General features: G+C 41.3%; 22 protein-coding genes. 13 read left to right on the top strand and 9 right to left on the bottom strand.

Annotated elements, in window-relative coordinates; translation table 11 throughout:
• Positions 1 to 84: 84 nt before the first annotated feature.
• The 11 genes from btuC (at position 85) to lplA (ending at position 11,129) form a co-directional block, all read left to right on the top strand.
• Entirely contained in the window at positions 85 to 1,080 is a 996-nt protein-coding gene (gene btuC / locus Xentx_RS06605) for a vitamin B12 ABC transporter permease BtuC (RefSeq protein ID WP_083600896.1), read from the top strand.
• A gap of 51 nt (positions 1,081 to 1,131) precedes the next feature.
• Positions 1,132 to 1,899 (top strand): vitamin B12 ABC transporter ATP-binding protein BtuD, encoded by a 768-nt coding sequence (btuD, locus tag Xentx_RS06600; RefSeq protein ID WP_074019475.1) that lies wholly within the window; start codon positions 1,132 to 1,134, stop codon positions 1,897 to 1,899.
• A gap of 154 nt (positions 1,900 to 2,053) precedes the next feature.
• Positions 2,054 to 3,199: a UDP-4-amino-4-deoxy-L-arabinose aminotransferase gene (arnB, locus tag Xentx_RS06595; RefSeq protein ID WP_074019474.1), complete on the top strand. Its 1,146-nt coding sequence runs from the start codon at positions 2,054 to 2,056 to the stop codon at positions 3,197 to 3,199.
• Positions 3,200 to 4,177: an undecaprenyl-phosphate 4-deoxy-4-formamido-L-arabinose transferase gene (arnC, locus tag Xentx_RS06590; protein WP_074019473.1), complete on the top strand. Its 978-nt coding sequence runs from the start codon at positions 3,200 to 3,202 to the stop codon at positions 4,175 to 4,177.
• Positions 4,177 to 6,162: a bifunctional UDP-4-amino-4-deoxy-L-arabinose formyltransferase/UDP-glucuronic acid oxidase ArnA gene (gene arnA / locus Xentx_RS06585; RefSeq protein ID WP_074019472.1), complete on the top strand. Its 1,986-nt coding sequence runs from the start codon at positions 4,177 to 4,179 to the stop codon at positions 6,160 to 6,162. The genes arnC and arnA overlap by 1 nt, the downstream gene beginning before the upstream one ends.
• Positions 6,163 to 6,203: 41 nt before the next feature.
• On the top strand, positions 6,204 to 7,097 hold the full coding sequence (arnD, locus tag Xentx_RS06580) for a 4-deoxy-4-formamido-L-arabinose-phosphoundecaprenol deformylase (protein ID WP_074019471.1): 894 nt from the start codon (positions 6,204 to 6,206) through the stop codon (positions 7,095 to 7,097).
• A gap of 5 nt (positions 7,098 to 7,102) precedes the next feature.
• Complete coding sequence (gene arnT / locus Xentx_RS06575) at positions 7,103 to 8,764, top strand: lipid IV(A) 4-amino-4-deoxy-L-arabinosyltransferase (RefSeq protein ID WP_074019470.1); 1,662 nt, start codon at positions 7,103 to 7,105, stop codon at positions 8,762 to 8,764.
• Positions 8,761 to 9,111 (top strand): 4-amino-4-deoxy-L-arabinose-phosphoundecaprenol flippase subunit ArnE, encoded by a 351-nt coding sequence (gene arnE, locus Xentx_RS06570; RefSeq protein WP_074019469.1) that lies wholly within the window; start codon positions 8,761 to 8,763, stop codon positions 9,109 to 9,111. The genes arnT and arnE overlap by 4 nt, the downstream gene beginning before the upstream one ends.
• Entirely contained in the window at positions 9,108 to 9,494 is a 387-nt protein-coding gene (arnF, locus tag Xentx_RS06565) for a 4-amino-4-deoxy-L-arabinose-phosphoundecaprenol flippase subunit ArnF (RefSeq protein ID WP_074019468.1), read from the top strand. The genes arnE and arnF overlap by 4 nt, the downstream gene beginning before the upstream one ends.
• 64 nt (positions 9,495 to 9,558) lie before the next feature.
• Positions 9,559 to 10,038, top strand: coding sequence for a C40 family peptidase (locus Xentx_RS06560; RefSeq protein WP_208607551.1), 480 nt, complete (start codon positions 9,559 to 9,561; stop codon positions 10,036 to 10,038).
• Between the two features lie 74 nt (positions 10,039 to 10,112).
• A complete protein-coding gene (lplA, locus tag Xentx_RS06555; protein WP_074019467.1) occupies positions 10,113 to 11,129 on the top strand; it encodes a lipoate--protein ligase in 1,017 nt (338 codons plus the stop codon).
• A 109-nt stretch (positions 11,130 to 11,238) separates the two neighbouring features.
• Here lplA and Xentx_RS06550 read toward each other — a convergent pair whose 3' ends face one another.
• A complete protein-coding gene (locus tag Xentx_RS06550; protein ID WP_074019466.1) occupies positions 11,239 to 11,634 on the bottom strand; it encodes a helix-turn-helix domain-containing protein in 396 nt (131 codons plus the stop codon).
• A 244-nt stretch (positions 11,635 to 11,878) separates the two neighbouring features.
• On the opposite strand from Xentx_RS06550, the gene Xentx_RS06545 reads away from it, so the two are divergent.
• Entirely contained in the window at positions 11,879 to 12,511 is a 633-nt protein-coding gene (locus Xentx_RS06545) for a hypothetical protein (RefSeq protein WP_074019465.1), read from the top strand.
• 115 nt (positions 12,512 to 12,626) lie between these two features.
• On the opposite strand, the gene Xentx_RS06540 is transcribed toward Xentx_RS06545, so the two are convergent.
• From Xentx_RS06540 to ppsR, 7 genes are all read right to left on the bottom strand, one after another.
• Positions 12,627 to 13,421 (bottom strand): heme ABC transporter ATP-binding protein, encoded by a 795-nt coding sequence (locus Xentx_RS06540; protein ID WP_074019464.1) that lies wholly within the window; start codon positions 13,419 to 13,421, stop codon positions 12,627 to 12,629.
• Positions 13,421 to 14,422: a FecCD family ABC transporter permease gene (locus Xentx_RS06535; RefSeq protein ID WP_074019463.1), complete on the bottom strand. Its 1,002-nt coding sequence runs from the start codon at positions 14,420 to 14,422 to the stop codon at positions 13,421 to 13,423. Before Xentx_RS06535 ends, Xentx_RS06540 begins: the two co-directional genes overlap by 1 nt.
• On the bottom strand, positions 14,419 to 15,237 hold the full coding sequence (locus Xentx_RS06530; protein WP_074019462.1) for a heme/hemin ABC transporter substrate-binding protein: 819 nt from the start codon (positions 15,235 to 15,237) through the stop codon (positions 14,419 to 14,421). The genes Xentx_RS06535 and Xentx_RS06530 overlap by 4 nt, the downstream gene beginning before the upstream one ends.
• Positions 15,234 to 16,307: a hemin-degrading factor gene (locus Xentx_RS06525; RefSeq protein ID WP_074019461.1), complete on the bottom strand. Its 1,074-nt coding sequence runs from the start codon at positions 16,305 to 16,307 to the stop codon at positions 15,234 to 15,236. Before Xentx_RS06525 ends, Xentx_RS06530 begins: the two co-directional genes overlap by 4 nt.
• 75 nt (positions 16,308 to 16,382) lie before the next feature.
• The gene (locus Xentx_RS06520; RefSeq protein ID WP_074019460.1) at positions 16,383 to 18,416 is read right to left on the bottom strand and encodes a TonB-dependent hemoglobin/transferrin/lactoferrin family receptor; all 2,034 of its coding nucleotides are present in this window, start codon (positions 18,414 to 18,416) and stop codon (positions 16,383 to 16,385) included.
• 389 nt (positions 18,417 to 18,805) lie between these two features.
• On the bottom strand, positions 18,806 to 19,852 hold the full coding sequence (locus Xentx_RS06515; RefSeq protein WP_074019459.1) for a 3-deoxy-7-phosphoheptulonate synthase: 1,047 nt from the start codon (positions 19,850 to 19,852) through the stop codon (positions 18,806 to 18,808).
• 156 nt (positions 19,853 to 20,008) lie between these two features.
• Positions 20,009 to 20,872 carry a posphoenolpyruvate synthetase regulatory kinase/phosphorylase PpsR gene (ppsR, locus tag Xentx_RS06510; RefSeq protein WP_074019458.1) on the bottom strand — a complete coding sequence of 288 codons (864 nt, stop codon included), beginning with the start codon at positions 20,870 to 20,872 and terminating at the stop codon, positions 20,009 to 20,011.
• 191 nt (positions 20,873 to 21,063) lie between these two features.
• Between ppsR and ppsA the strand changes: the two genes are divergently transcribed.
• A complete protein-coding gene (ppsA, locus tag Xentx_RS06505) occupies positions 21,064 to 23,442 on the top strand; it encodes a phosphoenolpyruvate synthase (RefSeq protein WP_074019457.1) in 2,379 nt (792 codons plus the stop codon).
• A 440-nt stretch (positions 23,443 to 23,882) separates the two neighbouring features.
• On the opposite strand, the gene ydiK is transcribed toward ppsA, so the two are convergent.
• Entirely contained in the window at positions 23,883 to 24,992 is a 1,110-nt protein-coding gene (ydiK, locus tag Xentx_RS06500) for an AI-2E family transporter YdiK (protein ID WP_074019456.1), read from the bottom strand.
• Positions 24,993 to 25,036: the final 44 nt, after the last annotated feature.

Here is a 25,036-nt window from a genome sequence, read left to right as displayed (position 1 = left end):
GGCCGCATTTTGCGGTCTTTTTCTTATCTTCTATATTTATTTGCTCAGTGAAAAGAGCACTTATTTTCTAACATGGCCTCACACATGTACTCTGTTTATGAGTTGATCACCTATCAGAGAAAACGCAACCATCGGGTGGTGGCGGTTTTGTCTGTCTTATTCGTTATTCTGTTCATGTTGTCATTATGCGCTGGTGAAATCTGGTTTTGGCCTGATCAATGGCTGTCGGAACCTGCCCAATTATTTATTTGGCAGTTGAGATTACCCAGGGCGATTGCCGTTATGGTGGTTGGTGCGAGCTTAGCCCTGTCAGGAGCAATTATGCAAGCTCTGTTCGAAAACCCGTTGGCGGAGCCTGGATTACTTGGGATCAGTAATGGTGCTGGTGTTGTAGTGGTATGTTTAATACTTATCTTTCATGGTATTGCACCATTGTGGTTATTAAGTGTTGGAGCGGTATTTGGGGCATTTTTCATGACTGCAATTTTGCTGGGATTTTCCAGAAAACATCAAGTGACTAATACCCGTCTGTTATTGATTGGTGTTGCTTTTGGTGTGATCTTTGGCGCCTTGATGACATGGATGGTCTATTTCAGTACCAGTTTAGATCTCCGGCAATTGATGTATTGGATGATGGGAAGTTTCAGTGGTGTTGATTGGCGCCAAAAATGGCTGATTGTTGTATTGCTTCCCGCTATCTTATGGTTAAGCAGCAAAGGCAACATTTTGAATTACCTCTCTCTTGGGGAGTTACAGGCTCGGCAACTGGGTGTGTCTCACCATAAATGGCGTAATGTGTTTGTATCGGTAATCGGATTATTAGTTGGTTTGAGTGTTGCCCTTGCGGGAGCGATCAGTTTTATCGGCTTGGTTATTCCCCATATCTTAAGATTGATTGGTTTGACTGATCATAAGACATTACTTCCGGCCAGTGCATTGGCCGGAGGCAGTGGTTTACTGTTGGCAGATTTAGTTTCCCGTTTGTCATTATCTCATGCAGAAGTGCCGATAGGGGTTGTCACAGTAACTTTAGGATCTCCAATTTTTATATGGCTTTTAGTGAGAACACATCACTATTAAGAAATACCATTTTTGCATTGTTAATGCAGATAAGGAGATGAGGGTAATAACATGATCGGTCAGCCGATTTTGGAACTGGAGAGTGTTAATGTTAACAATAGATTGAGTTCATTGTCTGAGTCTGTTACGGCAGGGAAACAAATTCATCTGGTTGGATTAAATGGTTCAGGGAAAAGTACATTGCTTGCAGCAATCGCGGGTATTTTATCTTATAGCGGTACTATTCGCTTGCATGGTCGGAATTTGCAGGATTACCGTCAGCACGAGTTGGCAAGGCGCCGGGCCTGGTTCTCCCAATCTTCTTCTATTCCTATCATGCCGGTTTTTCAATATCTAGATATGTTCCGCCCTGAATGTGCCCCATTAGCTCAAAGTGAACATGTGTTGTATGAACTTTGCCAGCAAATGAAGCTCCTGCCATTGCTTTGTTCGTCAATTGGTCAACTCTCCGGCGGAGAGTGGCAGCGTGTCAGGTTGGCAGGCACGTTTTTTCAGATATGGCCGGATCTTAATCCTGATGGGAGTTTACTCTTACTTGATGAGCCGACAAATAATCTTGATATCACCCAACAAGCCATTTTAGATAAGTTAACAAAAAGATTTTGTGCATCGGGGGGGACGGTATTATTGAGTAGTCATGATCTTAACCACACATATGAACAAGCGACAGAAGTATGGTTGCTCTTGCATGGAAGATTGTTAGTATCAGGTATACCACAGAATGTAATGACAGAACGAAATTTATCAGAAGTTTTTGAGGCAAATATTGGACATATCAGAAATGCCGGCTATAAATTATGGAGGGTCAGCCACGTGTAGTTCCCGTAAATAAATCCACCATAATCATTGCTTGCTATCTGCTTTTGGTGTTTGGTTGACCATAATTTGTTTTACGTTGATGTTTTGTTAAAAAATCATCAGCTAAAATTGATCGATTATAAAACAATTAGGATATACAAGGCACAAGGCGGTTATGGATAGTTTTTTGCCATTTTCTCGTCCTGCAATTGGCAGAGAAGAGATAGAAGCGATAGAGAAAGTTTTACACTCAGGTTGGATTACGACAGGCCCACAGAACCATCAGTTAGAACAAGATTTTTCTCTTATGTTTGGATGCAAACATGCTATTGCTCTATGTTCCGCTACGGCGGGAATGCATTTGGCTTTGTTGGCATTAGGCATAGGTCCAGGTGATGAAGTCATTACTCCTTCCCAAACTTGGGTCTCCACCATCAATATCATTTGTTTGTTAGGCGCTGAGCCTGTCATGGTTGATGTTGACCGTGATACATTGATGGTCAGTGCAGAAACAATCAAAAAAGCGATTACCCCCAAAACCAAGGCAATTATACCCGTCCATTATGCGGGAGCGCCTTGTGACCTTGACGCCCTTCGCGCTGTCGCTCAAAAAGCAGATATTCCCCTGATTGAAGATGCAGCCCATGCTGTCGGCACCCGTTATAAAAATGAATGGGTCGGAGAGCAGGGGACCGCAATCTTTTCTTTTCATGCTATTAAAAACATGACCTGCGCAGAAGGTGGCATGTTCGTTACAGATGATGATGAGCTTGCCCAACGGATCCGTTGTTTAAAATTTCATGGCTTAGCTGTCGATGCTTTTGATAGACAAATTCAGGGTAGGAAACCTCAAGCGGAAGTGATTGAGCCGGGTTTTAAATACAACCTATCAGATATTCATGCGGCGATGGCAGTTGTGCAACTAGGCAAACTGGCATCAATGAATGAACGTCGGCGGGAGTTGGTGGCTCGCTATTCTGATGCTCTTATTGATTCACCATTGCTAATGCTGAAAGTTCCCGAATATGCGCATTTGCATTCTCATCATCTTTTTATGGTACGCGTCGACAAAAGTATCTGTGGTATTGACCGCGATACTTTTATGACGCGTTTAAGGGACAGAAATATTGGTACAGGTTTGCATTTCAGAGCTGCGCACACACAAAAATATTATCGTGAGCGTTATCCACAACTTTCCCTGCCTGCATCTGAGTGGAATTCGTCAACACTTTGTTCATTGCCTCTTTTCCCAGATATGAGCAATGACGATGTAGATCGTGTCGTGGATGTGATAACTGAAATTCTTTCGGAGCGTAATTAAGTGACATTTGAGAAGATCAAAAAAGTTTCAGTCGTTATTCCTGTTTACAACGAAGAAGAAAGTTTACCCCAGTTACTGGAAAGAACTCTCGCAGCGTGCCAAAAATTAGAACAGAAATACGAAGTAATTTTGGTTGATGATGGCAGCCATGATAACTCTGCCGAGATCTTAACTCAGGCGGCTGAATCTCCAGAAAATCATGTGATTGCTATTTTGCTTAACCGTAATTATGGACAACATTCAGCAATTATGGCTGGTTTCCATCAAGCTGACGGTGATCTGGTTATTACACTTGATGCTGATTTACAAAACCCGCCAGAAGAAATCCCCCGTTTAGTTAAAACGGCAGAAGAAGGATATGACGTCGTGGGTACACGTCGTATTCATCGTCAGGATTCTTGGTTTCGTAAAGCTGCTTCTAAAATAATCAATGCGATGATAACCAAGGCGACGGGGCGTTCAATGGGGGATTATGGTTGTATGTTGCGCGCCTATCGACGTCACATTATATGCGCGATGCTTCAATGCCATGAACGCAGTACGTTTATTCCCATTCTTGCCAACACTTTTGCACGCAGAACAATAGAAATTGATGTAGCCCATGCAGAGCGTGAGTTTGGGAACTCCAAATACAGTTTTATGAAACTGATAAATCTGATGTATGACCTTCTGACGTGCTTAACAACTGCACCGTTGCGGTTATTAAGTGTAGCGGGAAGTATCATTGCCATAGTAGGTTTCTTATTGGCGGTATTATTGATTGTTCTACGCTTTGTGTTTGGCTCAATGTGGGCTGCTGAAGGGGTGTTTACCCTGTTTGCTATTCTTTTCATGTTTATTGGAGCACAGTTCGTCGCCATGGGACTATTGGGTGAATACATTGGTCGAATATATAACGATGTTCGTGCTCGCCCGCGCTATTTTATTCAAAAAGTGGTCGGAGTTAAGAAGACTAACGACAATCAGGAAGAAAGCTAATGAAAGCAGTTATTTTTGCCTATCACGATATTGGTTGTGTCGGACTTAATGCATTAGTAGAAGCTGGTTTTGATGTTCAGGCTGTATTTACTCACACAGATCATCCAAATGAAAATCATTTTTTCTCTTCTGTTGCACGTATCGGCGCTGATTTAGGCTTACCCGTATTTGCGCCAGAAAATGTGAATCACCCGCTTTGGGTTGAACGCATTCGTGAGATGAAACCGGATGTTATTTTCTCTTTTTATTATCGCAATATGCTTAGCCAGGAAATTCTGTCACTGGCTGAAAAAGGCTCATTTAACCTTCATGGTTCCTTGCTACCGAAATACCGTGGTCGTGCTCCGGTTAATTGGGCAGTACTCAATGGTGAGACAGAAACCGGTGTAACATTACATAAAATGCTGGAAAAGCCGGATGCGGGAGATATTATCGCGCAACAGGTTGTACAGATTGCTGAAAATGATACTTCCTTGATAGTTCATGGAAAAATACGAGAAGCGTCGGTTCAATTATTGGATTTCATTCTGCCTCAAATAAAATCAGGTTATTATCCATCAGTTCCACAGGATGAAAGTCAGGTAACTTATTTTGGCCGCCGTACCGCCGAAGATGGTGAAATAGTATGGAATAGGTCTGCCAAAGAGATTAATAACCTAGTTAGGGCAGTGACAGAGCCATATCCAGGGGCATTTACTTTTCTCGGTGAGCGTAAGATTACGATTTGGCGTTCACGGCCACTTAATCAATTCCACGGAAAACACCCAGGAACCATAATCTCGGTTGATCCATTTGTGGTTGCTTGTGGTGATGGTGCACTAGAAATTATTAGCGGCCAAGGTGAGTCAGGGCTTTATGTTCAAGGTAATCGATTAGCTCTTGAGATAGGCATTGTGGCTGGAGCTCATGTTGGCTCCAGAGCGACAACCCAAGTCAGTCGTCGTAAGCGTGTACTCATTTTGGGAGTCAATGGGTTTATTGGTAATCACCTGACTGAACGATTGTTGAGTGATGGCAATTATGACATTTACGGGATGGACATTGGCTCTTCCGCAATTGAACGATTTATTGGCAATCCTCGCTTTCACTTCATCGAAGGTGATATCAGCATTCATACCGAATGGATTGAATATCACATCAAAAAATGTGATGTCATCCTGCCATTAGTGGCAATTGCAACACCGATTGAATATACCCGTAATCCTTTGCGAGTTTTTGAACTGGATTTTGAAGAGAACCTTAAAATTGTTCGTTATTGTGTTAAGTACAATAAACGGATTATTTTCCCATCCACATCCGAAGTTTACGGTATGTGTGATGATAAAGAATTTGATGAAGATACTTCACGTCTGATTGTTGGGCCTATTAATAAACAGCGTTGGATCTATTCAGTTTCAAAACAATTACTTGATCGAGTCATTTGGGCATATGGTGCACAAGAGAGCCTTAAATTTACCTTATTCCGTCCATTTAACTGGATGGGGCCAAGGCTGGATAACCTAAATTCAGCGCGTATTGGTAGTTCAAGAGCCATTACCCAATTAATTTTGAATTTGGTGGAAGGTTCTCCGATTAAACTGGTGGATGGGGGAGAGCAAAAACGCTGTTTCACTGATATCCATGATGGTATTGAAGCACTGTTTAGGATCATCGAAAACAGGGATGGGTTATGCGATAGCCAAATAATCAATATCGGTAATCCAACAAATGAAGCGAGCATTCGCCAGTTGGCTGAAATGCTATTAGATAGCTTTGAGAAACATGCATTGCGAGGGCACTTTCCCCCATTTGCTGGATTCAAGAAGATTGAAAGCAGTAGTTATTATGGGAAAGGTTATCAGGATGTTGCACACCGCAAACCCAGTATTAAAAACGCAGAGCGTCTGTTAGGTTGGAAACCCACTATTGATATGAAGCAAACCATTGATGAAACATTGGATTTCTTTCTGCGTGGAGCAGTTGAAGAATCCAAAGGGAAAAACTAAAAAGTCAATTGGAAAACGAGGAAGAGAGTGGGAATAGCGTAATGAAAAAAGTTGGTTTGAGAATTGATGTGGACACTTATCAAGGCACTAAGGAAGGCGTACCACGATTGCTTGAAGTTTTACAAAAGCACCATATTCAAGCCAGCTTTTTCTTTAGTGTTGGGCCGGATAATATGGGGCGTCATTTATGGCGCTTGTTGCGTCCGAAGTTTCTCTGGAAGATGCTGAGATCAAATGCAGTGTCTCTCTATGGTCTGGATATTTTGTTGGCTGGTACAGCTTGGCCGGGGAAAAAAATCGCAAAAGATTTAGGGCATTTAATGAAGCAAACAATGGATGCAGGCCATGAAGTTGGCTTACATGCATGGGATCATCAAGGTTGGCAGGCAAAAGTAGGGCGTTGGTCGGAAAATGAATTAACAGAACAAGTGAAGTTAGGTGTTGATGCTTTGAAAAAGGCAACAGGGAAAGCCGTTACATGCTCAGCAGTTGCGGGTTGGCGAGCCGATGAACGTGTTCTAGCTGTTAAACAGCGTTTTGGTTTTGATTATAATAGCGATTGCCGCGGAACACATCCATTCAGGCCACTTTTGCCTGATGGAAAAATGGGAACTGTACAAATTCCTGTCACATTACCTACCTATGATGAAGTTGTTGGAACACAAGTCAGCGATGCAAATTTTAATCACTTTATCCTTGAAGCGATTAAAAGTGATCATGGGGTTCCTGTTTATACGATCCATACCGAAGTCGAAGGTATGTCGAAATCTGAACAGTTTGAGGCATTGCTGGATATGCTCCATCAACAAAATATTCAGTTCTGTAAATTAAGCCATTTGTTACCAGAAAATAGGGAGACGCTCCCGGTTGGGAAAATTGTTCGTTCGTGTTTTCCTGGTCGTGAAGGCTGGTTAGGTTGCCAACAAGAGGTATAACTCAGATGTTGAACACTCGGACGAGTAAAGCAGGAGCCGCTCTGATGGCTCTTTTTTTTGTTCTTACTTACTTATTGCCTCTGAATAGTCGTCTATTATGGCAGCCGGATGAAACCCGGTATGCTGAAATTAGTCGGGAAATGCTACAACGTGGGGATTGGATAGTACCTTACTTCTTGGATATTCGCTATTTTGAAAAGCCAGTAGCAGGATATTGGATCAACAACATTAGCCAGTGGGTTTTTGGAGACAGTAATTTTGCTGTTCGTTTTGGCTCTGTGTTCAGTATCTTAATCAGCGCATTTCTTCTCTATCGTTTGGCAATGATGATGTGGCAATGTCGCCAGACTGCTTTCGTTTCCAGCCTGATTTATATTTCCATGTTTATTGTTTTTTCCATTGGTACTTACAGTGTCCTTGATCCTATGTTTTCTTTATGGGTTACAGCAGGGATTGTGAGCTGTTATTGGGCGCTTAAGGCTGTAGCAATCCGAGAACAAATTTTGGCGTGGTCTGTTCTGGGGGTGGCCTGTGGTATGGCTTTTATGACAAAAGGATTTCTGGCATTGGCACTCCCTGTGATTACTATGATACCCATTACGATATACCAGAAACGCTTTTGGAAAATGGTTCGTTTTGGGCCTCTTGCCATAATTTTTGCTGTTTTGATCAGCATTCCGTGGGTGATCGCGATTACTGTGCGTGAGCCTGATTATTGGCATTATTTCTTTTGGGTAGAGCATATACAGCGTTTTGCTTCTGAAAAAGCTCAGCATATTGCGCCTATTTGGTATTACTTACCTGTATTAATTTTAGGGGTTATCCCATGGTTAGGATTACTGCCAGGTGCTTTAATCAAAAGTTGGAAAGAAAAAAGAAATCACCCGGAAATGTTTTTCCTGTTTTGTTGGTTTTTTGTTCCGATTATATTTTTTAGCATCGCAAAAGGAAAATTGCCAACATACGTTTTACCCTTTATAGGCCCTTTAGCATTGATGATGGCAAAATACGGTGTCGATTGTGTCAAAAATGGCAACATGAAGGCGTTGAAAATAAATGGATTGATGAATGTTTTTATCGGATTACTCGCCATTTCAGTCCTTTTTGCTATGGAAACCTTAAAGACCCCCCCACTTTATCAGCCCGATGAATGGTTGAAATGGATTATGGGGATTATTGCCTTTGGCGTTTGGGGGGGGATTGGTTATTTTTGTTTTATTCGCGATGGTAAATATTGGTTATGGGCTGCTGCTTGTTCAATTATGCTCAGCTTATCTATAGGTAGTGCATTGCCTGACAAGACAATCAATTCCAAACTTCCTCAGCACTTTATTCAACAAAACAAAAAAGAGTTAGCTGACAGTCAATATATTTTGACCCAATCGGTTGGAGTTGGTTCGGCGATTGCGTGGGAATTAAAACGTAGTGATATTTACCTGTTTGATCGTCTAGGGGAATTAGAATATGGGCTTGGTTATCCTGACAGTCGATATCGATATCTCACAGAGAAAGAGTTTCCTGTATGGTTGGCGAAAACACGCAAAAAAGGTCAAGTCGCTGTTGTTTTCCTATTACCCTCAGAAGGTGAATTATCTGAATTACCGGAACCGGATTTTGTGCGTCGTAATCATAGATTCGTGCTTGTGATTTACAAGAAACAACCATGAGCAGCAATGTAATATTATTAATTTTAGTTAGTTTACTGACTTGTGCGGGGCAATTATGCCAGAAGCAGGCGGTTAGTTGTTGGCAGAAAAAAGATACCCCACATAAAGTGGTATCTATGGTGATATGGCTGTCCAGTGCTATTCTTCTGTTGGGTATAGGAATGATATTTTGGTTGCGATTATTGCAATTTTTTCCACTGAGCATTGCTTACCCTATGCTTAGTATGAATTTTGTCATAGTGACTTTGATTGGGCAATTTTTGTATCAGGAAAAGGTGGGGTTAAAGCACTGGATGGGGATTTTTGCCATTATGTTCGGGATCTTATTGATGAGTTTGAGTCAATGAAAGGTTATCTTTGGGGGATGGCCAGTGTCTTGCTGATCACTGTAGCGCAATTGTTATTGAAGTGGGGAGTTGCTCATCTACCGGAACTTTCGTTATCAATACACTGGCTGGATATCAACTGGCTTTGGGTAAATCACAATCCTTTGCTGATGATTATGGCAGGATTGTCAGGTTATATATTATCCATGTTATGTTGGTTTTTCACATTGAAATATCTGCCATTGAATAAAGCGTACCCTATTATTAGCTTGAGTTATGCTTTTGTTTATTTAATGGTGGCTTTATTACCTTGGTTTAGTGAAACTATCTCACTGTTAAAAACGTTGGGCGTTTTTTTCATCTTATTGGGCGTTTGGTTAATCAGCAAACCAGAAACAAAATAGTTAAAGTTTGCCGTTTCTATGTGGTGATTGAGGAAAAATAATGATTGAGGGAAAGCGGATAGTAATCAGAATAAGGCATCTATGCTTATTATTAAGTTTCTTTCTCATTGGTTGTACCAATCCTGTTTCCAAGCCTAACTCGTCTCCACTGAAGGTAGCTCTCTCTGATCCGATAATGGTTATTGCTCAGTTAAAAGATCAACTTGAACGATGGCAGAATACGCCCTATCGCTATGGTGGAATAGATAGGCGTGGTATCGATTGTTCCGGTTTTGTGTACCGGACTTTTTCTGATCGTTTTAATATTCAGCTTCCTCGCACAACAAGTGAACAAATACAAATAGGCACACGGATCAGTAAAGATGATCTGATGCCAGGAGATCTGGTTTTTTTCAAAACAGGTAGTGGAAAAAGTGAGTTGCATGTAGGTATTTATGATACTAACAATGAGTTTATTCATGCGTCCACAAGTAAGGGTGTAATGCGTTCTTCTCTTGATAATGTGTATTGGCGTCGTGTTTTTTGGCAAGCTCGTAGGATTTAACGTCATTTCCATCTTATTGTTCCGGCAGAGCTTTATGATATCTTAAAATTCTGTTCTTTTTGTCGGAGTCAAAAATGTCCTCATTACGTCTTTTGCTTTCCGATTCTCATGATCCCTGGTTTAACCTTGCTGTTGAAGAGGGTATTTTTCGACAAATGCCTTCAAATCAGCACGTTTTGTTTTTATGGCGTAATGCCGATACTGTTGTGGTGGGGCGTGCTCAGAATCCATGGAAAGAGTGTAACACGCGAAAAATGGAGCAAGATGGAATAAAACTGGCTCGGCGGAGCAGTGGAGGTGGCGCGGTTTTTCATGATTTGGGTAATACATGTTTTACTTTTATGGCAGGTAAGCCTGAATATAACAAAACAATTTCCACACAAATCATCCTGGAAGGTTTGAAGAAAGCAGGAATTCATGTGACAGCTTCTGGTCGCAATGACTTGGTTTTATCTTCCCCAGAAGGGGAGCGTAAAATTTCTGGCTCTGCATATAAGGAAACAAAAGACAGAGGCTTTCATCACGGAACTTTGTTGATTAATGCGGACTTAAATCGGCTTGCTAATTATCTTAATCCAGATCTTAAAAAGTTACAGACGAAAGGTATCACTTCAGTTCGTTCCAGAGTTATGAATTTAGCTGAGTTATTGCCTGGTCTCACACATGAAATAGTTTGTCAGGGGATCATCGACGCATTTTTCGCATACTTCGGTAAGACAGCCAAAGCGGAAGTGATTTCCCCCCAGGCTTTGCCTGATTTACCCGGATTTAGTGATATTTTTGCCAAACAAAGTAGCTGGGAGTGGAATTTTGGTCAGGCTCCTGCATTTAGCCATGTATTGGATACACGATTCCATTGGGGAGGGGTTGAATTACATGTTGATGTTGAACACGGTGTGATTAGCCGTTGTCAAGTGTTCACGGACAGTTTGGAACCCTCTCCGCTTGAATTATTGTCTGAAAAATTAATTGGAGTGCTGTATCAGCCAGAAGCGGTTGGACAAGTGATCCGGAAAATTAGTGAGCAATATTCCCCTCTGGATAGAGAATTGCAGCAATTGTACTACTGGCTGGTTAATGAATTAAAGTAATTGAACAACGTTCAGTGAAATGAAAAAATGGCGACAACAGGGAAGTTGACCATAAAGGGTGATATTTAATATAAATATAGATCTGAAGCATGGGCAGGTTATTTTGTACTTATTCTGTGCAATATTTATACTTCGGGATATATTCTTCACAATACAAAAACGTCTTGAACTCAGGCAGATGTCCATTTTCCCGGAATTTAGCGGGCGTAGTATTAAAATGTTTTTTAAATATTCGGGTAAATGTGGCTTGAGAGCTAAAACCATATTGAAGAGCAATGGCAAGAATTGGCAAATTGCCTTCACACAAAGATCTGGCCGCTTCATGGAGACGACGACGACGTACATATTGACCTAACGTACAGCCTTTCAACTCTTTAAAGATTCGTTGTAAATGCCATTTTGAGTAACCACTTTTATGGGCTATAGCATCTATTTTGATACCTTCAGTTTGTTGAAGTTGGCTTTCTAACCATCTTACAATATCGTTGATAACATTTTCTAACATGTTTACCTTCCACATGGGTGGGGTTTTGCTAAAAATATACTGATAAATAGTTGGTTACGTTATTATGTGAGCCATTTTAAGAATTTCTTTTTTATCGTATACGCAAAATGTGCTGTTTCAGGTTAATAACTGTGAAAGATGGTTTATTTTTTCGCTTATCAAATAACCCACCGCACCAGATGTTCATCAGATTTTAGTGTAACTGGTATTATGCCCCGCATTATTAATTATAAACGAGGATGTAATGCAATCGGATATTATCTATTTAACCAGAAAGCTGGTTTTTTTTATTTTCTACGCATTAGTGATAGCAGGAGTCACAGGTTTACTCTTTTTGGATGTTAATTACCTGAAAAATGGTGTGCGTGAAGACTCACTGACTGAGATTTTTCAGGAGTTAACGTTGCTGATTATTGCTGCTTTGCTGTTTTATGAAGTAAAGAAAAATGTAAAATTGCGTCCGTCATTGGTATTAATGGCTGGTTTTTTCAGTTGTCTTCTGATTAGAGAATTAGATATCTATTTTGATAATCTCTTCTTTCATGGTGCATGGTCATGGTTTGCCATTCCACTTGCTTTAGTCTGTATTGGGTATGCTTACAAAAATGGGCAGAAAACTCTCTCTGGACTCGTCTATTTCACACGCCACCAAAGTTATTCTATGATGGCTTGTGGCCTGTTGTGTGTACTGGTGTTTTCCCGTTTATTTGGTATGGGGGCGCTGTGGCAGGGATTGATGGATGAACATTTTAACCGGACGGTTAAAAATATGGTGGAAGAAGGCTGTGAAATGTTGGGTTATGCCCTATGTTTTATTGCTACACTTTGGTATTTGCCTTCAGCCCGCAAACAACGTATTTCTAAAAATATTAATTAATTTCAAGCTGTTTTGAACTTAATTTTTACTTATTTTAGGCAAATTTCGCCAATTACAGCAAAATTTGCCTTTTTATCTGCATCCCATTAATTAAAAGGAAATAAACACTAACCTTTTATTGTCGGAGATAGATCTGTGGCTGATGAGTTTCGGGATGCTGCATAACGCCCAAATCGGCTTGATACCATTGCTTAAGAATATCGTCACGCAGTACATCTTGTGGAATGCCGGATGCTACTAATCGGCCTTTATGCAACAAAATAATCTTATCGGCATAAAGTGATGCCAGATTCAAATCATGCAGTACACAACAGACAGCAATGGGATGTTTTCGTGTCAGGTGGTGAACTAATCGCAATGTATGTTGCTGGTGATAAAGATCCAATGCTGACGTGGGTTCATCCAAAAACAGACAAGATTCGGTAGGTTCAGGGTGCCAAAGTTGAGCCAAAACTCTTGCCAGTTGAACCCGTTGTTGTTCCCCTCCAGATAATTTCTGATAATTTCTGTTTCTCAGCTCTTCACACTCTGTCAATGCAATCGCTTCATCAATGGCGGTTCTTTTGTGGGTATTTTCATGGGGAACACGTCCCATAGCGATGACTTCTTCTACGCTAAAAGGAAAAGTGAGGGCGCTATATTGCCGCATGACTGCTCGAATACGAGCTAACTGCTGAGTTGGCCAGCGGGAAATGGGAATTCCTTTTAACAAACAATCTCCTGAACTGGGTAGGATATAGCCAGTTAATAGACGTAACAGAGTTGATTTTCCTGCCCCGTTTGGGCCAATAATTGCCACAATTTCCCCTTGGCGCAGGGAAAGGGAAACATCCTTGATTATCTGGCGCTGCCCGATGAAATAATTTAAATTTTGCGCTTCAAGTAAATTATTTGACATGATCGGTTCCATTATGAACGGTTTCTTGATGGCTTAAGAATGAGCCATAAAAAATAGGGAGCACCAATCAAACCAGTGATAAGGCCCACTGGCATTTCAGCAGGAGAAACTAATGTTCTGGCTAATGTGTCGGCTTTTAACAGAAGACATGCACCACCCAAGGCAGATATCGGCAGTAGCCAAGTATGATCTCCCCCAAATCGCTGTCTGGCAAGATGCGGGATAACTAAACCAATAAAACCAATGACACCGGTCAAAGCAACGGCACATCCAACTAATAAGGCACTTAATAGCAATAATTGATATTTGGTGCGTTGGACATTAATGCCTAAATAGTGCGCTTCTTCATCTCCCAGTTGTAGCAAATTGAGTTTACGTGATTGACTGATTGTCAATATACAAACAGGAATAATGAGTGATGCAGCAATAGCTAGTGTTGGCCATTCTATTTGACTGAGTGAACCCATCATCCAAATGGAAAATTGGCGTAATTGTTGGTCGTTACTGATATAACTCAATACACCAATAAATGACGAACATAATGCATTAATGGCAATGCCTGCAAGGAGTAGCTTTGACAGGTTGCCGTGGTTATATTTATTGAGGATGAATATCAGGGATGATACCAATAAACTGCCAATAAACGCTGCGATAATATGTCCGTACAACGCAATGCTGGCAGGTAAAGCGAAAGGCAATACAATAAACATTGCGACGGTAAGTGCTGAACCACTACTGATCCCTAATAATCCAGGATCGGCCAGAGGGTTACGAAATAATCCTTGCATTACGGCACCAGATATAGCCAATGCTCCTCCAATGAGGATCGCCAGCAAAATACGTGGTAACCGAATATTTAACCAGATTTGCCACTGTGGATCATCCAAAGAGGATTTCCACAGTGTTTTAAAAGAGAGTGGCAATGCCCCCATATTTGCTGAGCTAATGGCCAGCAGGAATAACAACAAACTCAGTACTATTACACCGAGACTGGGGGAGCGGGAATGGCTCATTGCACTTTCTCCGCGGCATCACGGACTTGTTTCATCACAGCAGGTGTTTGCAGACCAAATCCAAGCAGGCCCATTTCATCAACAACCACGACCTGTTTTTTCTTTCCTGCGGGTGTGAAATTTAACCCAGGAAGCTGCCAAATTTTATCCATCCCACCCAACGTCTTTAGCCCTTCGGTACTGACTAGCAGTAAGTCCGGCTTGCTGGCAATAACACCTTCTTGTGATAAAGGACGATATCCTTGGAAGCCTTGCATCGCATTTTTTGCACCAATGGCACGAATAATTTGATCGGCTGCGGTTTTCTGACCAGCCGCCATTGGCATGATGCCACCATGACTCATGACAAAGACGACTTTGGTGGAAATATTTGACGTGGTGATATCTGCGAGTTGCTGCCGATATTGGTCAATCAATGCTTCGCCACGTTTTTCCTGATTGACCGCCTTGGCGACGGTCCTGATTTTTGCAGGAATGGCTTCTAACGAGGTTTCGCTGGTCACTTTAATAACTTTTACACCGGAATCTTCGACTTGCTTGAGTGCCAGGGAAGGTTGAGCCGACTCACTTGCAATCACTAGTGATGGACGCATGGATAGGATCCCTTCTGAGTTCAGCATCCTCATATACCCGATATCGGGTAAAGAGAGCAGTTCCTTGGGATTTTGGCTGGTACTGTCCCTTGCGACAACGTGCTGTCCTTCGCCAAGTGCAAAAACAATTTCAGACACATCGCCACCAATGGTAACAATGCGTTCAGCAGAGAACACATTGAAAGAGATGGCAAGCATAAATGTTAGAAGCCATTTTTTCATGCTACACAAGTTTCCTGTTCTGGTTGCAGTTTAGGTAAAGCAGCAATTTGTTCACGCCATTGAGTTTGTTCAGAAGTGCCTTCAGTGCGTTGGCCGTATAATTGTGCGATTTGGTTGCCATTGGCATCAAACAACTCAAGGCTGGTGACGAAGCCACAATCGGTTGGTTTACGGGTCACCCAGCTTTCTGCGATGGCACTTTCAATCAGGTGCAGAGTGAAATTGTGATTGAAAATGTTGAGCCATTTCTGGGTAGAATTTTCTGCCTGATAAGGCATCAGACGTTCCAATTTACCCGTAAAAATCTGGACACAACCACGGTTTCCGACAAAGATCATGATTTCGTTTTGGTCTTTATAGGCAACTTCCACAATTTGAGTGAGTGCTGAATTATCCACACGATAAGCCAAATCATCTTTAACTGCATTGAAAATTTGCTGGCGGTTAAGATTGTGACGTTTCATCATAATGAAGAATTGATGAACGTCAGTCATGGCACGCCATTCCTCATCTAGCTGCGCTTTCAGTTGTTCCGTAACTTCTGCATGTTCAGGCACTTCTTCCGGTTTGATTTCCAGTGTTGGATTTTCACTAGTCTGATATTTTTCGATCAGTGCATCCCATTCAGCCATATCGGTGTTGCTGGTGGCATAGACTTTATGCAACGCATCGCCTTGGCGGTCAAAGAATTGAATGCTGTGACGCACACCATTCTTTGCGGGTTCAACCAAAGAGAAAATGCTGCTCCAGTGGTCGAAGAATAGACGTAAGTCAAGCTCACGCGGATTAAGGATCAAACCAACATGTGGGCTAAATTTGGTATTTTCGTAGCGTCCAATATGCTCATGAACTGCGAAGTCATTACGGGTAATCGCCTTGGTTTCGCCAACTGCTGCCAGTTCTTGAAGCAGGGTAGGAGCGTCAATATTCAAACGTTTTGCGTCGATACCGACACGGCTATGCAATAACTCTCCTTCGCTGACGTTAAGGTAAGCAGCCAGATCGCGTGCATATTTAGCTTTGTTTTCTGCCTTGGCTTGTAGGTAACGTTCATAAAGTGACTGATTCACAGTTGCTAGCTCCTTAAAAAACGGTGTTTAAAAACAATTTTGTTCTGAAATCGAGATAATAATCTGTTTGTTCTTTTACCACTGGTAGCTTACAAACAGTTTTGCATTACGACCATGCTGTGGTGCTCCCAGCGATGAATAGTAGGTTTTATCAAAAGCGTTACCCAGTACAACGGAGGTAGTTAGACCTTTTAATGTTCCAGTGCCATGATAGCTAACGTAGAAGTCATTGACGCCATAACCTGCGTATTGAGAAACCTTGCGAGCGTATTCATCCTTATTGGTGCCATATATCCCTTTAACTTGGGTATGCTGAGTAAATTTACCGACCCATCCAATAGAAAAATCTGTGTCAGATAATGGAATATCCAAAGTGCTGGTTAGGGTATCAGGAGTCAGTGCTCCTATAGATGCCCCAGTTTTTTCGTTCTTACCCGTAGTTCGATTGTAAGCAAGGTTCCAGGAGAACCAATCGGAATCATACGTCATAGAAATATCCCAACCCCAAATTTTGGCTTTTGGAATGTTAATTGATTGTGTGAAGTCTTTTCCTATGGTGGATGTGATGTAATCTTTTGCTTTAGTATCAAAATAACTGGCTTTCAATTTCAGACCATCATTGTTGGCTAAAACATCATCGAAACGTAGTCCGAAGCCATATTCCTGAGTTTCATTACTTTCAGGGCGTAGATTTGGATTGGGTTTCCAATAGTTTCCAGGAAAATGTCTGGAATCATTATACATTTCGCCCATAGTCGGGGAACGGAATGCTTGGGAATAAGAAGCAAATAACATTGACCAATCTGTGGGGGTAATACTAATAGCGCCTTTTGATGACCACTTATCGGCACTGATATCATCATATTTGCTATTTGTGGCTTTGTAATTGTCGTAACGTGTACCCACAATAAATGAAACAGGTAAATCACGCAGGGTCATTTCATCTTGAATCCAACCAGATGCAAAACGGATATCGGCGTTGGGAAAACCTTCTACAATGCTGCTACTTGGCTTTTGTTTTTGTTTATAGGTTTCACCACCATAGGTAAATTGGTGTGTTGCAAAGGCAGTGGTTCCAAAATGGGATCTATTTTCAAGTTTTATACCATAAGTTTCTTGTTTACGGCCTTCAAAGCCCTTGTCTTTGCTTCTGTTATTAATATTTATATCGGAATAATAAATATCTACTTTGGCATTTAACCAGCTATATTCTGCAGGATTTAATTGATAAGACAATTGAGCATTACGTTGTGTTGTGGTGCGGTCTAATCGTTCGTTTCTCTTGCCATAGATGGTTTGTGGATTTTGAGGCTCATGTGCCTCATTACGGTAATAGCGTAAGTTGCCGCTGAGCTTTTGGTTGTCGTCTATTTTCCAAGAGCCTTTTACCAATGCGTTACCAATGGTTTCATCGTTATTTTCTGTTATACCCTTTCCGAAGCGGATATTGCCCACATCACGGGTGCCAAATGCAACTAATCCGTCAAGCTGTTCTGTTTTACCGAATGCAGCTCCCCCAAATCCCAGACTGTGGTCACCGCTACCTGCACGGCTAAAGACACGAAAACCAGTATTTTTGCCTTCTTCCAATAAATCAGTAGCATCTACTGTTTGATAGGCAATAACACCACCCAGAGCACCACTGCCGTAAAGTAGTGCTGATGGGCCACGGACAACTTCAACTTGTTTAATCAAAGCGGGATCGAGGAATACGCCATTGAGGTGTCCGGTATTATTCCCTTGCCGAATACCATCAACAAGTGTCAGAACCCCTTTTTGGGTATAACCCCGAATGCTGATATCTTGCCCATTGGTACGACCCACGCCAGCGACATCAATTCCCGGAATATTGCGCAGTAAATCATTTGCGTTGCCTGCAACCTGATTGCTAGCAGAATTGCCTTCAATGACTGTAACCATCATCGGGGCTTCAAAGCTGTCACGTTGGTTGCCAGTGGCATAGACAGTTACAGTATCTTTGGATGATTTACCTTTTTTGGAATGTACTGTTTCCGAAGGTACTGTTGTGGCATTCGCAGAAGATAAACTCGCGAAGATGAATACACTTAATGTAGACAGTTTTAGATTTGGTGATTTAATTAAAGTCATGCAAGTCAATTTCCATGGTGAAATAGCGTGTTCCTATGAACACAATTAACTGATATATCACTGTTATTCAGCAGTGATTTTGTTATATTTTTTATTGCGTCAGAGTTGATCATAAATGCAATTGATCTTTATAGAATCGTTGGGTAGATCAGGAAGAATCTGCTGTTGCAGGCGACTTATGTAGCCATGTTGACGATGTGCTAATTTTCCCATAAATAAACGTGAACGGTAATTATTCTGATATTGAGAATAATTATCGTTTCAATGATGGTTAACTTCAAGCTATTTTTTCTGTACCTGAAATTTCTTTTTAAATTTTTGATTTTAAATAATTATTTCTTTGGATGATTGGCCCCGACAGTCGGTAGGAGCCAAAATAAGGAAAGGATTCAGGAACGATTTCTCATGGCTTCGCCAAGAATATTGATAAATTCTTCCGTATCCTGCCAGCCAAGGCATGGATCGGTAATAGATTGTCCGTATGTCAAAGCTCCTCCCTTGATAACTTTTTGGGTTCCTTCGACTAAAAAGCTTTCAGCCATAACACCAGCAATAGCTGTTGAGCCTGATTGGATTTGTTCACCGATATTTTTTGCTATATCCAATTGACGATGATGAATTTTCTGGCAATTAGCGTGGCTGCAATCCACAATTAGACGTTCAGGTAGGTGGAATTCACGTAATTTGTGGCAGGTTGCTGCAATATCTTCAGCACTGTAATTCGGTTTTTTCCCACCACGCATAATAATATGTCCATAGGGGTTTCCATTGGTTTGATAAATAGTCATCTGACCGTTTTTATCTGGGGACAAAAACATATGTTTGGCTCGTGCCGCACGTATTGCATCAATAGCGATAAGTGTATTGCCATCCGTCCCGTTTTTAAAACCAACTGGACATGACAAGGCAGAAGCCATTTCCCTGTGAATTTGGCTCTCTGTTGTTCTGGCGCCGATTGCTCCCCAACTAATTAAATCGGCAATGTATTGGCCAGTGACCATATCTAGAAATTCTGTAGCAGTCGGGACGCCTAATTCATTGATATCAATTAATAGTTTACGGGCAAGGGAGATCCCTTTATTAACCTGGCAAGAGCCGTCTAACATGGGATCTGAAATTAAGCCTTTCCAGCCAACAACTGTTCTCGGTTTCTCGAAATAGGTTCGCATCACGATTTCTAGATTTTGCTGGTATTTTTTGCGCAGGGTGCGTAAACGAGAGGCATAATCAAGGGCTGCATCAACATCATGAATGGAGCAAGGGCCAATAATGACCAATAGACGTTGCTCCTCACCTGTTAGGATGGATTCAATACGCTTTCGTGACAATGTCACATTTTGTAATGTTTTGTCTGATATAGGATATTGTTCTAAAAGTGTTTTAGGTGTGATCAGGCTATCAATGCGGTGGGTTCTTAACTCATCTGTTTTATACATATACTTTCTTTCTCGGATTTTACTTCATATTGAGACAGAGTTTGGAATGACTGGGGAATCACAATAACGCACCCCCAGTAAATTCAACAGACAATCATGATATTCGCGCGAGAAAGTGTTGTGAATAAATATTGTTAAACATGTTATGTTCTGAAATCAGAACATACGGCGTTTTAATCCCATGCTATCAATAATTTTGGCTGAAATCTCTTCGACAGAATAATTAGTAGTATTCAGATAATTGATTTTGTTTTTTCGGAATAAAGCCTCGACTTCAGCAATTTCGACCCGACATTGTCGTAATGAAGCATAACGACTATTTTCACGCCGCTCTTCACGGATAGCAGCAAGCCTTTCAGGGCTAATAGTTAGGCCAAATAATTTATGCTGAAAGGATTTTAAAGCGGCAGGTAACTGCAAATTATCCATATCATCTGCGGTAAAAGGATAGTTTGCAGCTTGAATACCAAATTGCATGGCAAGATAGAGGCTGGTTGGTGTTTTCCCACACCGAGATACGCCAAGAATAATAACTTGAGCCTGATCAAGGTTACGTAATGAAATACCATCATCATGGGCGAGAGTGTAATCAATGGCAGCAATGCGCGCATCATATTGCCCCAGATTTTTTCTGGATAAGCCGTGAGTTCGGTGTAATTCTGGTTTTGGTTCCAGGCCAATTTCTTGCTGTAATGGTGCAACTAATGTTTGAACAATATCCTGACAAAATCCATTACTACAGGTAATAATGCTTTTAACTTCATCCGAAATGATGGAATAGAAAACTAATGGCTTGATTTGGGTTTGCTGATATATCGTGTTTATTTGCTCTCTGACTTCCTCTGCCCTGGTTTTGCTCGTCACGAAAGGTAACGTATAGGAAGTAATAGTAATTGGAAATTGGGATAACACGGCATGGCCTAATACTTCTGCCGTGATCGCTGTTCCATCGGAAATAAAAAATACGCTGCGTTCTAGTATTTCATTTTCTGCTGTTTGAGGGGGATGGATTTCTATCATTGTCTCTCTTCTTTTATTGTTATGCCCTTAGGGTTTTTTCCAAATTATACCCGTAAAAAAATAATATTGTTGGGTTGATCGATTCACCTTTCTATATCTGGCAAGACAATGTGCTAGGCTATTTTCCGCTGTGAAGTGCAGCTTTAATTTTCCGATTTGTATCTCCGAATGTAAAAAAAGGATAGTTTCTAATGTCCAATAGTGGCCTCACCTCAAGCAATGTGCTCTGGTATAACCAATTAGGCATGAATGATGTTAATCGGGTTGGTGGTAAAAACGCCTCACTTGGCGAGATGATCACCAATCTGGCTGAACTTGGCGTGTCTGTTCCTAATGGTTTTGCTACAACTGCCCAGGCATTTAATGATTTTCTGGAACAAAGTGGTGTGAACCAGCGTATTTATCAATTGCTGGATGAAACCAATGTTGATGATGTTAATCAATTGGCTAAAGCTGGTGCGCAGATCCGTCAGTGGGTGATTGATACGCCATTTACAGCTCAACTTGAAAAAGATATTCGTGATGCCTATCTGCAATTGTCTGAAGGCGAGCCTGATGCCTCTTTCGCCGTGCGCTCTTCTGCAACAGCGGAAGATATGCCAGATGCTTCTTTTGCTGGACAGCAAGAAACTTTTTTGAATGTGCAAGGTATTGATGCGGTGATGGTGGCTATCAAGCATGTCTTTGCATCACTTTTTAATGATCGTGCCATTTCTTACCGTGTCCATCAGGGTTATGACCACCGCGGTGTTGCACTTTCTGCCGGTATACAGCGCATGGTGCGTTCTGATTTGGCTTCGTCTGGAGTGATGTTTACGATCGATACTGAATCAGGTTTTGATCAGGTTGTATTCATTACATCAGCTTATGGTTTAGGAGAGATGGTTGTACAGGGGGCAGTAAACCCTGATGAATTTTATGTCCATAAACCGACATTGAATAACAATCGCCCTGCAATAGTGCGCCGTAATCTTGGCTCTAAAAAAATCCGCATGGTTTATGCAGATAGTAAAGAGCATGGTAAGCAAGTGCGTACAGAAACTGTATCAGAGGAATTGCGCAATCGTTTCTCTTTAGTTGACAGTGAAGTGGAAGAGCTGGCCAGACAGGCTTTGCTGATTGAGAAACATTATGGTCGTCCGATGGATATCGAGTGGGCGAAAGATGGACACAATGGCAAGTTATATATTGTTCAGGCTCGTCCTGAAACTGTCCGATCAAATCGGCAAGTAATGGAACGTTATCAACTCAATGAGCAAGGCAATGTATTGATAGAAGGTCGGGCAATTGGGCATCGTATTGGTGTTGGAACAGTCAAGGTTATCCACAATCTTAGTGAGATGGATCGCATTCAAGTGGGGGATGTATTGGTCACTGATATGACTGATCCGGATTGGGAACCGATCATGAAAAGAGCAGCCGCTATTGTTACTAATCGTGGTGGACGTACCTGCCATGCTGCTATTATTGCGCGTGAACTGGGTATTCCTGCTGTTGTTGGTTGTGGCGATGCGACTGAACGTTTGCAAGAAGGCCAACAGGTAACAGTTTCTTGTTCAGAAGGTGATACGGGGTACGTTTATCAGAATAAATTAGACTTTAGCATTCAGAGTTCCCAAATTGATAAATTGCCGGAATTGGATGTGAAAATCATGATGAATGTGGGTAATCCTGATCGCGCATTTGATTTCGCCTGTTTACCAAATGAAGGGGTTGGTTTGGCTCGACTGGAGTTTATTATTAACCGAATGATCGGTGTGCATCCTCGAGCCCTGCTTGAATACTCTAAACAATCTCCTGAGCTGCAAGAGCAAATTAAATCGTTGATGGTTGGTTATGATGATCCGATTGAGTTTTATGTAGGAAAATTGACGGAAGGGATTGCAACGCTTGCGGCAGCATTTTGGCCTAAGCGTGTGATTGTTCGCTTATCAGATTTCAAATCCAATGAATATGCGAACTTAGTGGGTGGAGACACGTATGAGCCACATGAAGAAAACCCAATGCTGGGTTTCCGTGGGGCAGGGCGCTACGTTTCTGACAGTTTCCGTCAATGTTTTGCTTTGGAGTGTGAGGCGATCAAGCGGGTACGTAATGTGATGGGGTTAACTAATGTTGAAGTGATGATCCCGTTTGTGCGTACCGTTGCTCAGGCGGAAGCGGTGATAGCGGAATTGGCATCTCAAGGTTTGAGGCGTGGTGAGAATGGCTTGAAAGTTATCATGATGTGTGAAATTCCATCGAATGCGTTGTTAGCAGATCAATTCCTTGAATATTTTGACGGCTTCTCAATTGGTTCAAATGATATGACGCAATTAGCTTTGGGATTAGATCGCGATTCTGGTGTAGTATCCGAATTATTCGATGAACGTAATGAAGCGGTGAAACAATTGCTTTCTATGGCAATTCAATCAGCTAAACGGCAAGGAAAATATGTTGGTATCTGTGGACAAGGACCTTCGGATCATGAGGATTTTGCTCAGTGGTTAATGAAGGAAGGAATTGACAGTTTATCATTGAATCCTGATACAGTTGTGAAAACTTGGATTGCTTTGGCTGAAAACAATTAGCTGGAAATAACTAATCGAATTTAATTTAAATATAAAAGCCTGTTAATATACTTTCAGGCTTTTATATTTTATGTCACATGATTTTTTGAATACAAAAAAAAAGCCTATCATGGGCTGACAGGCAAAGACTACACACAGCAATATATATTACTTCATTGAACCTAGCCTATGGCGTTATAGGCTGAGGTAGCAATACTCTGGGAAACATTTGTTTCGATGAAGTGAATACTAATTTAATAGGTGAGTTTATTCATTAAGAATCCTCTTAATAAATAGAGATTAGAAAAGGAACTTTGTAAAAATAACTTTTTTGCAACAATTTTCTTAGTAGGGCTTATTTTTTTCGAAAAATAACTTTGTATTTTGAGTGGAATTTGACTGATATATTCACCAGTTTTATAATTGCGCGAAAATATTATTTTTTTCGCGCAATGATTTGATTATTTGATGTGCTTTTTCCCAAAATGTTTTTTTATATCTGTCATTTTTTCTTCGGGTTTAGGAATTTCATTCATCCATGCCAATAGTAAGCTGTAAGAAACAGCCAGTACAACAGGCCCAATAAATAGTCCAATGACACCCAATGAAAGGATCCCACCGATTACACCAGTAAGAATTAATACCATAGGCAAATCAGCACCAAGACGGATCAAAAAAGGGCGCAGGACACCATCCATTGTGGTTAATACCAGGCTCCAGATAATTAAAATGGTTCCCCAGGTTGTTTCTCCCGTCCAATAAAGCCATGCGATAGATGGAACGAGAACAAGCAGAGGCCCAAGCTGGGCAACACAGCATACAAACATCAGTACTGTCAATATCATTGGATACGGAATGCCGGCAATTGTCAGCCCAATTCCGCCTGCAATGGCTTGAACCAATGCTGTTACAACCACACCAAGAGCGACGGCTCGGATGGATCGGGCAGCCAGCAATACTACGGCATCACCTCGTTGATCTGCCAGCCGGATAGCAAAATGGCGGATACTCAGCATAACCTGATCACCTTTCCAATAAAGTAATACACTGAACATTACCATCAGTACCAGATGAAAAAGAAAACGCCCTGCATTAGCGGCCTGGGTAAAAAACCAGGTTGCTGTTTTACCGATGTAAGGAGGAATTTTGTTGAGAAGCATGTTACTACCATCAGCAATCAAATCCTGCCATTTAAGATATAAATCTTCGCCAATGACAGGTATCCGATTGAGCCACTCCAACTGTGGAAGTTGGAAAGAGGAAGGAGATTTTGCCCATTCAATCAATGGAGCGCTGTTTTCTACTAAGCTGTTGACAAGTAATGCAATAGGGATAACAAACAACAGAACTAATAGTAATGTCATGATAGAAACCGCAATCCAGCGTTTTCCCCATAATCGTTGTTGTAATATTTCCAATAATGGCCAAGTTGCGATAACCACCATTCCTGACCAAATAAATCCTAAAATAAAGGGACTTAAGACCCAAAAGCTGGTGGTAATGAGCAATAAAATGAAGAATAGAGCAAATAACAGCTTAGGTAGATCTGGGCGTGATTGTGATTTTTCCATGAAATCATTTCTCAAGTAATTAAAAAGAGTGTTGGCAGTAACAA

The organism is Xenorhabdus thuongxuanensis, assembly GCF_001908095.1.
GTDB classification, from domain to species: Bacteria; Pseudomonadota; Gammaproteobacteria; order Enterobacterales; family Enterobacteriaceae; genus Xenorhabdus; species Xenorhabdus thuongxuanensis.
Note: the sequence above shows the minus strand (reverse complement) of the source record. Positions and strands in the feature narration are given on the sequence as shown.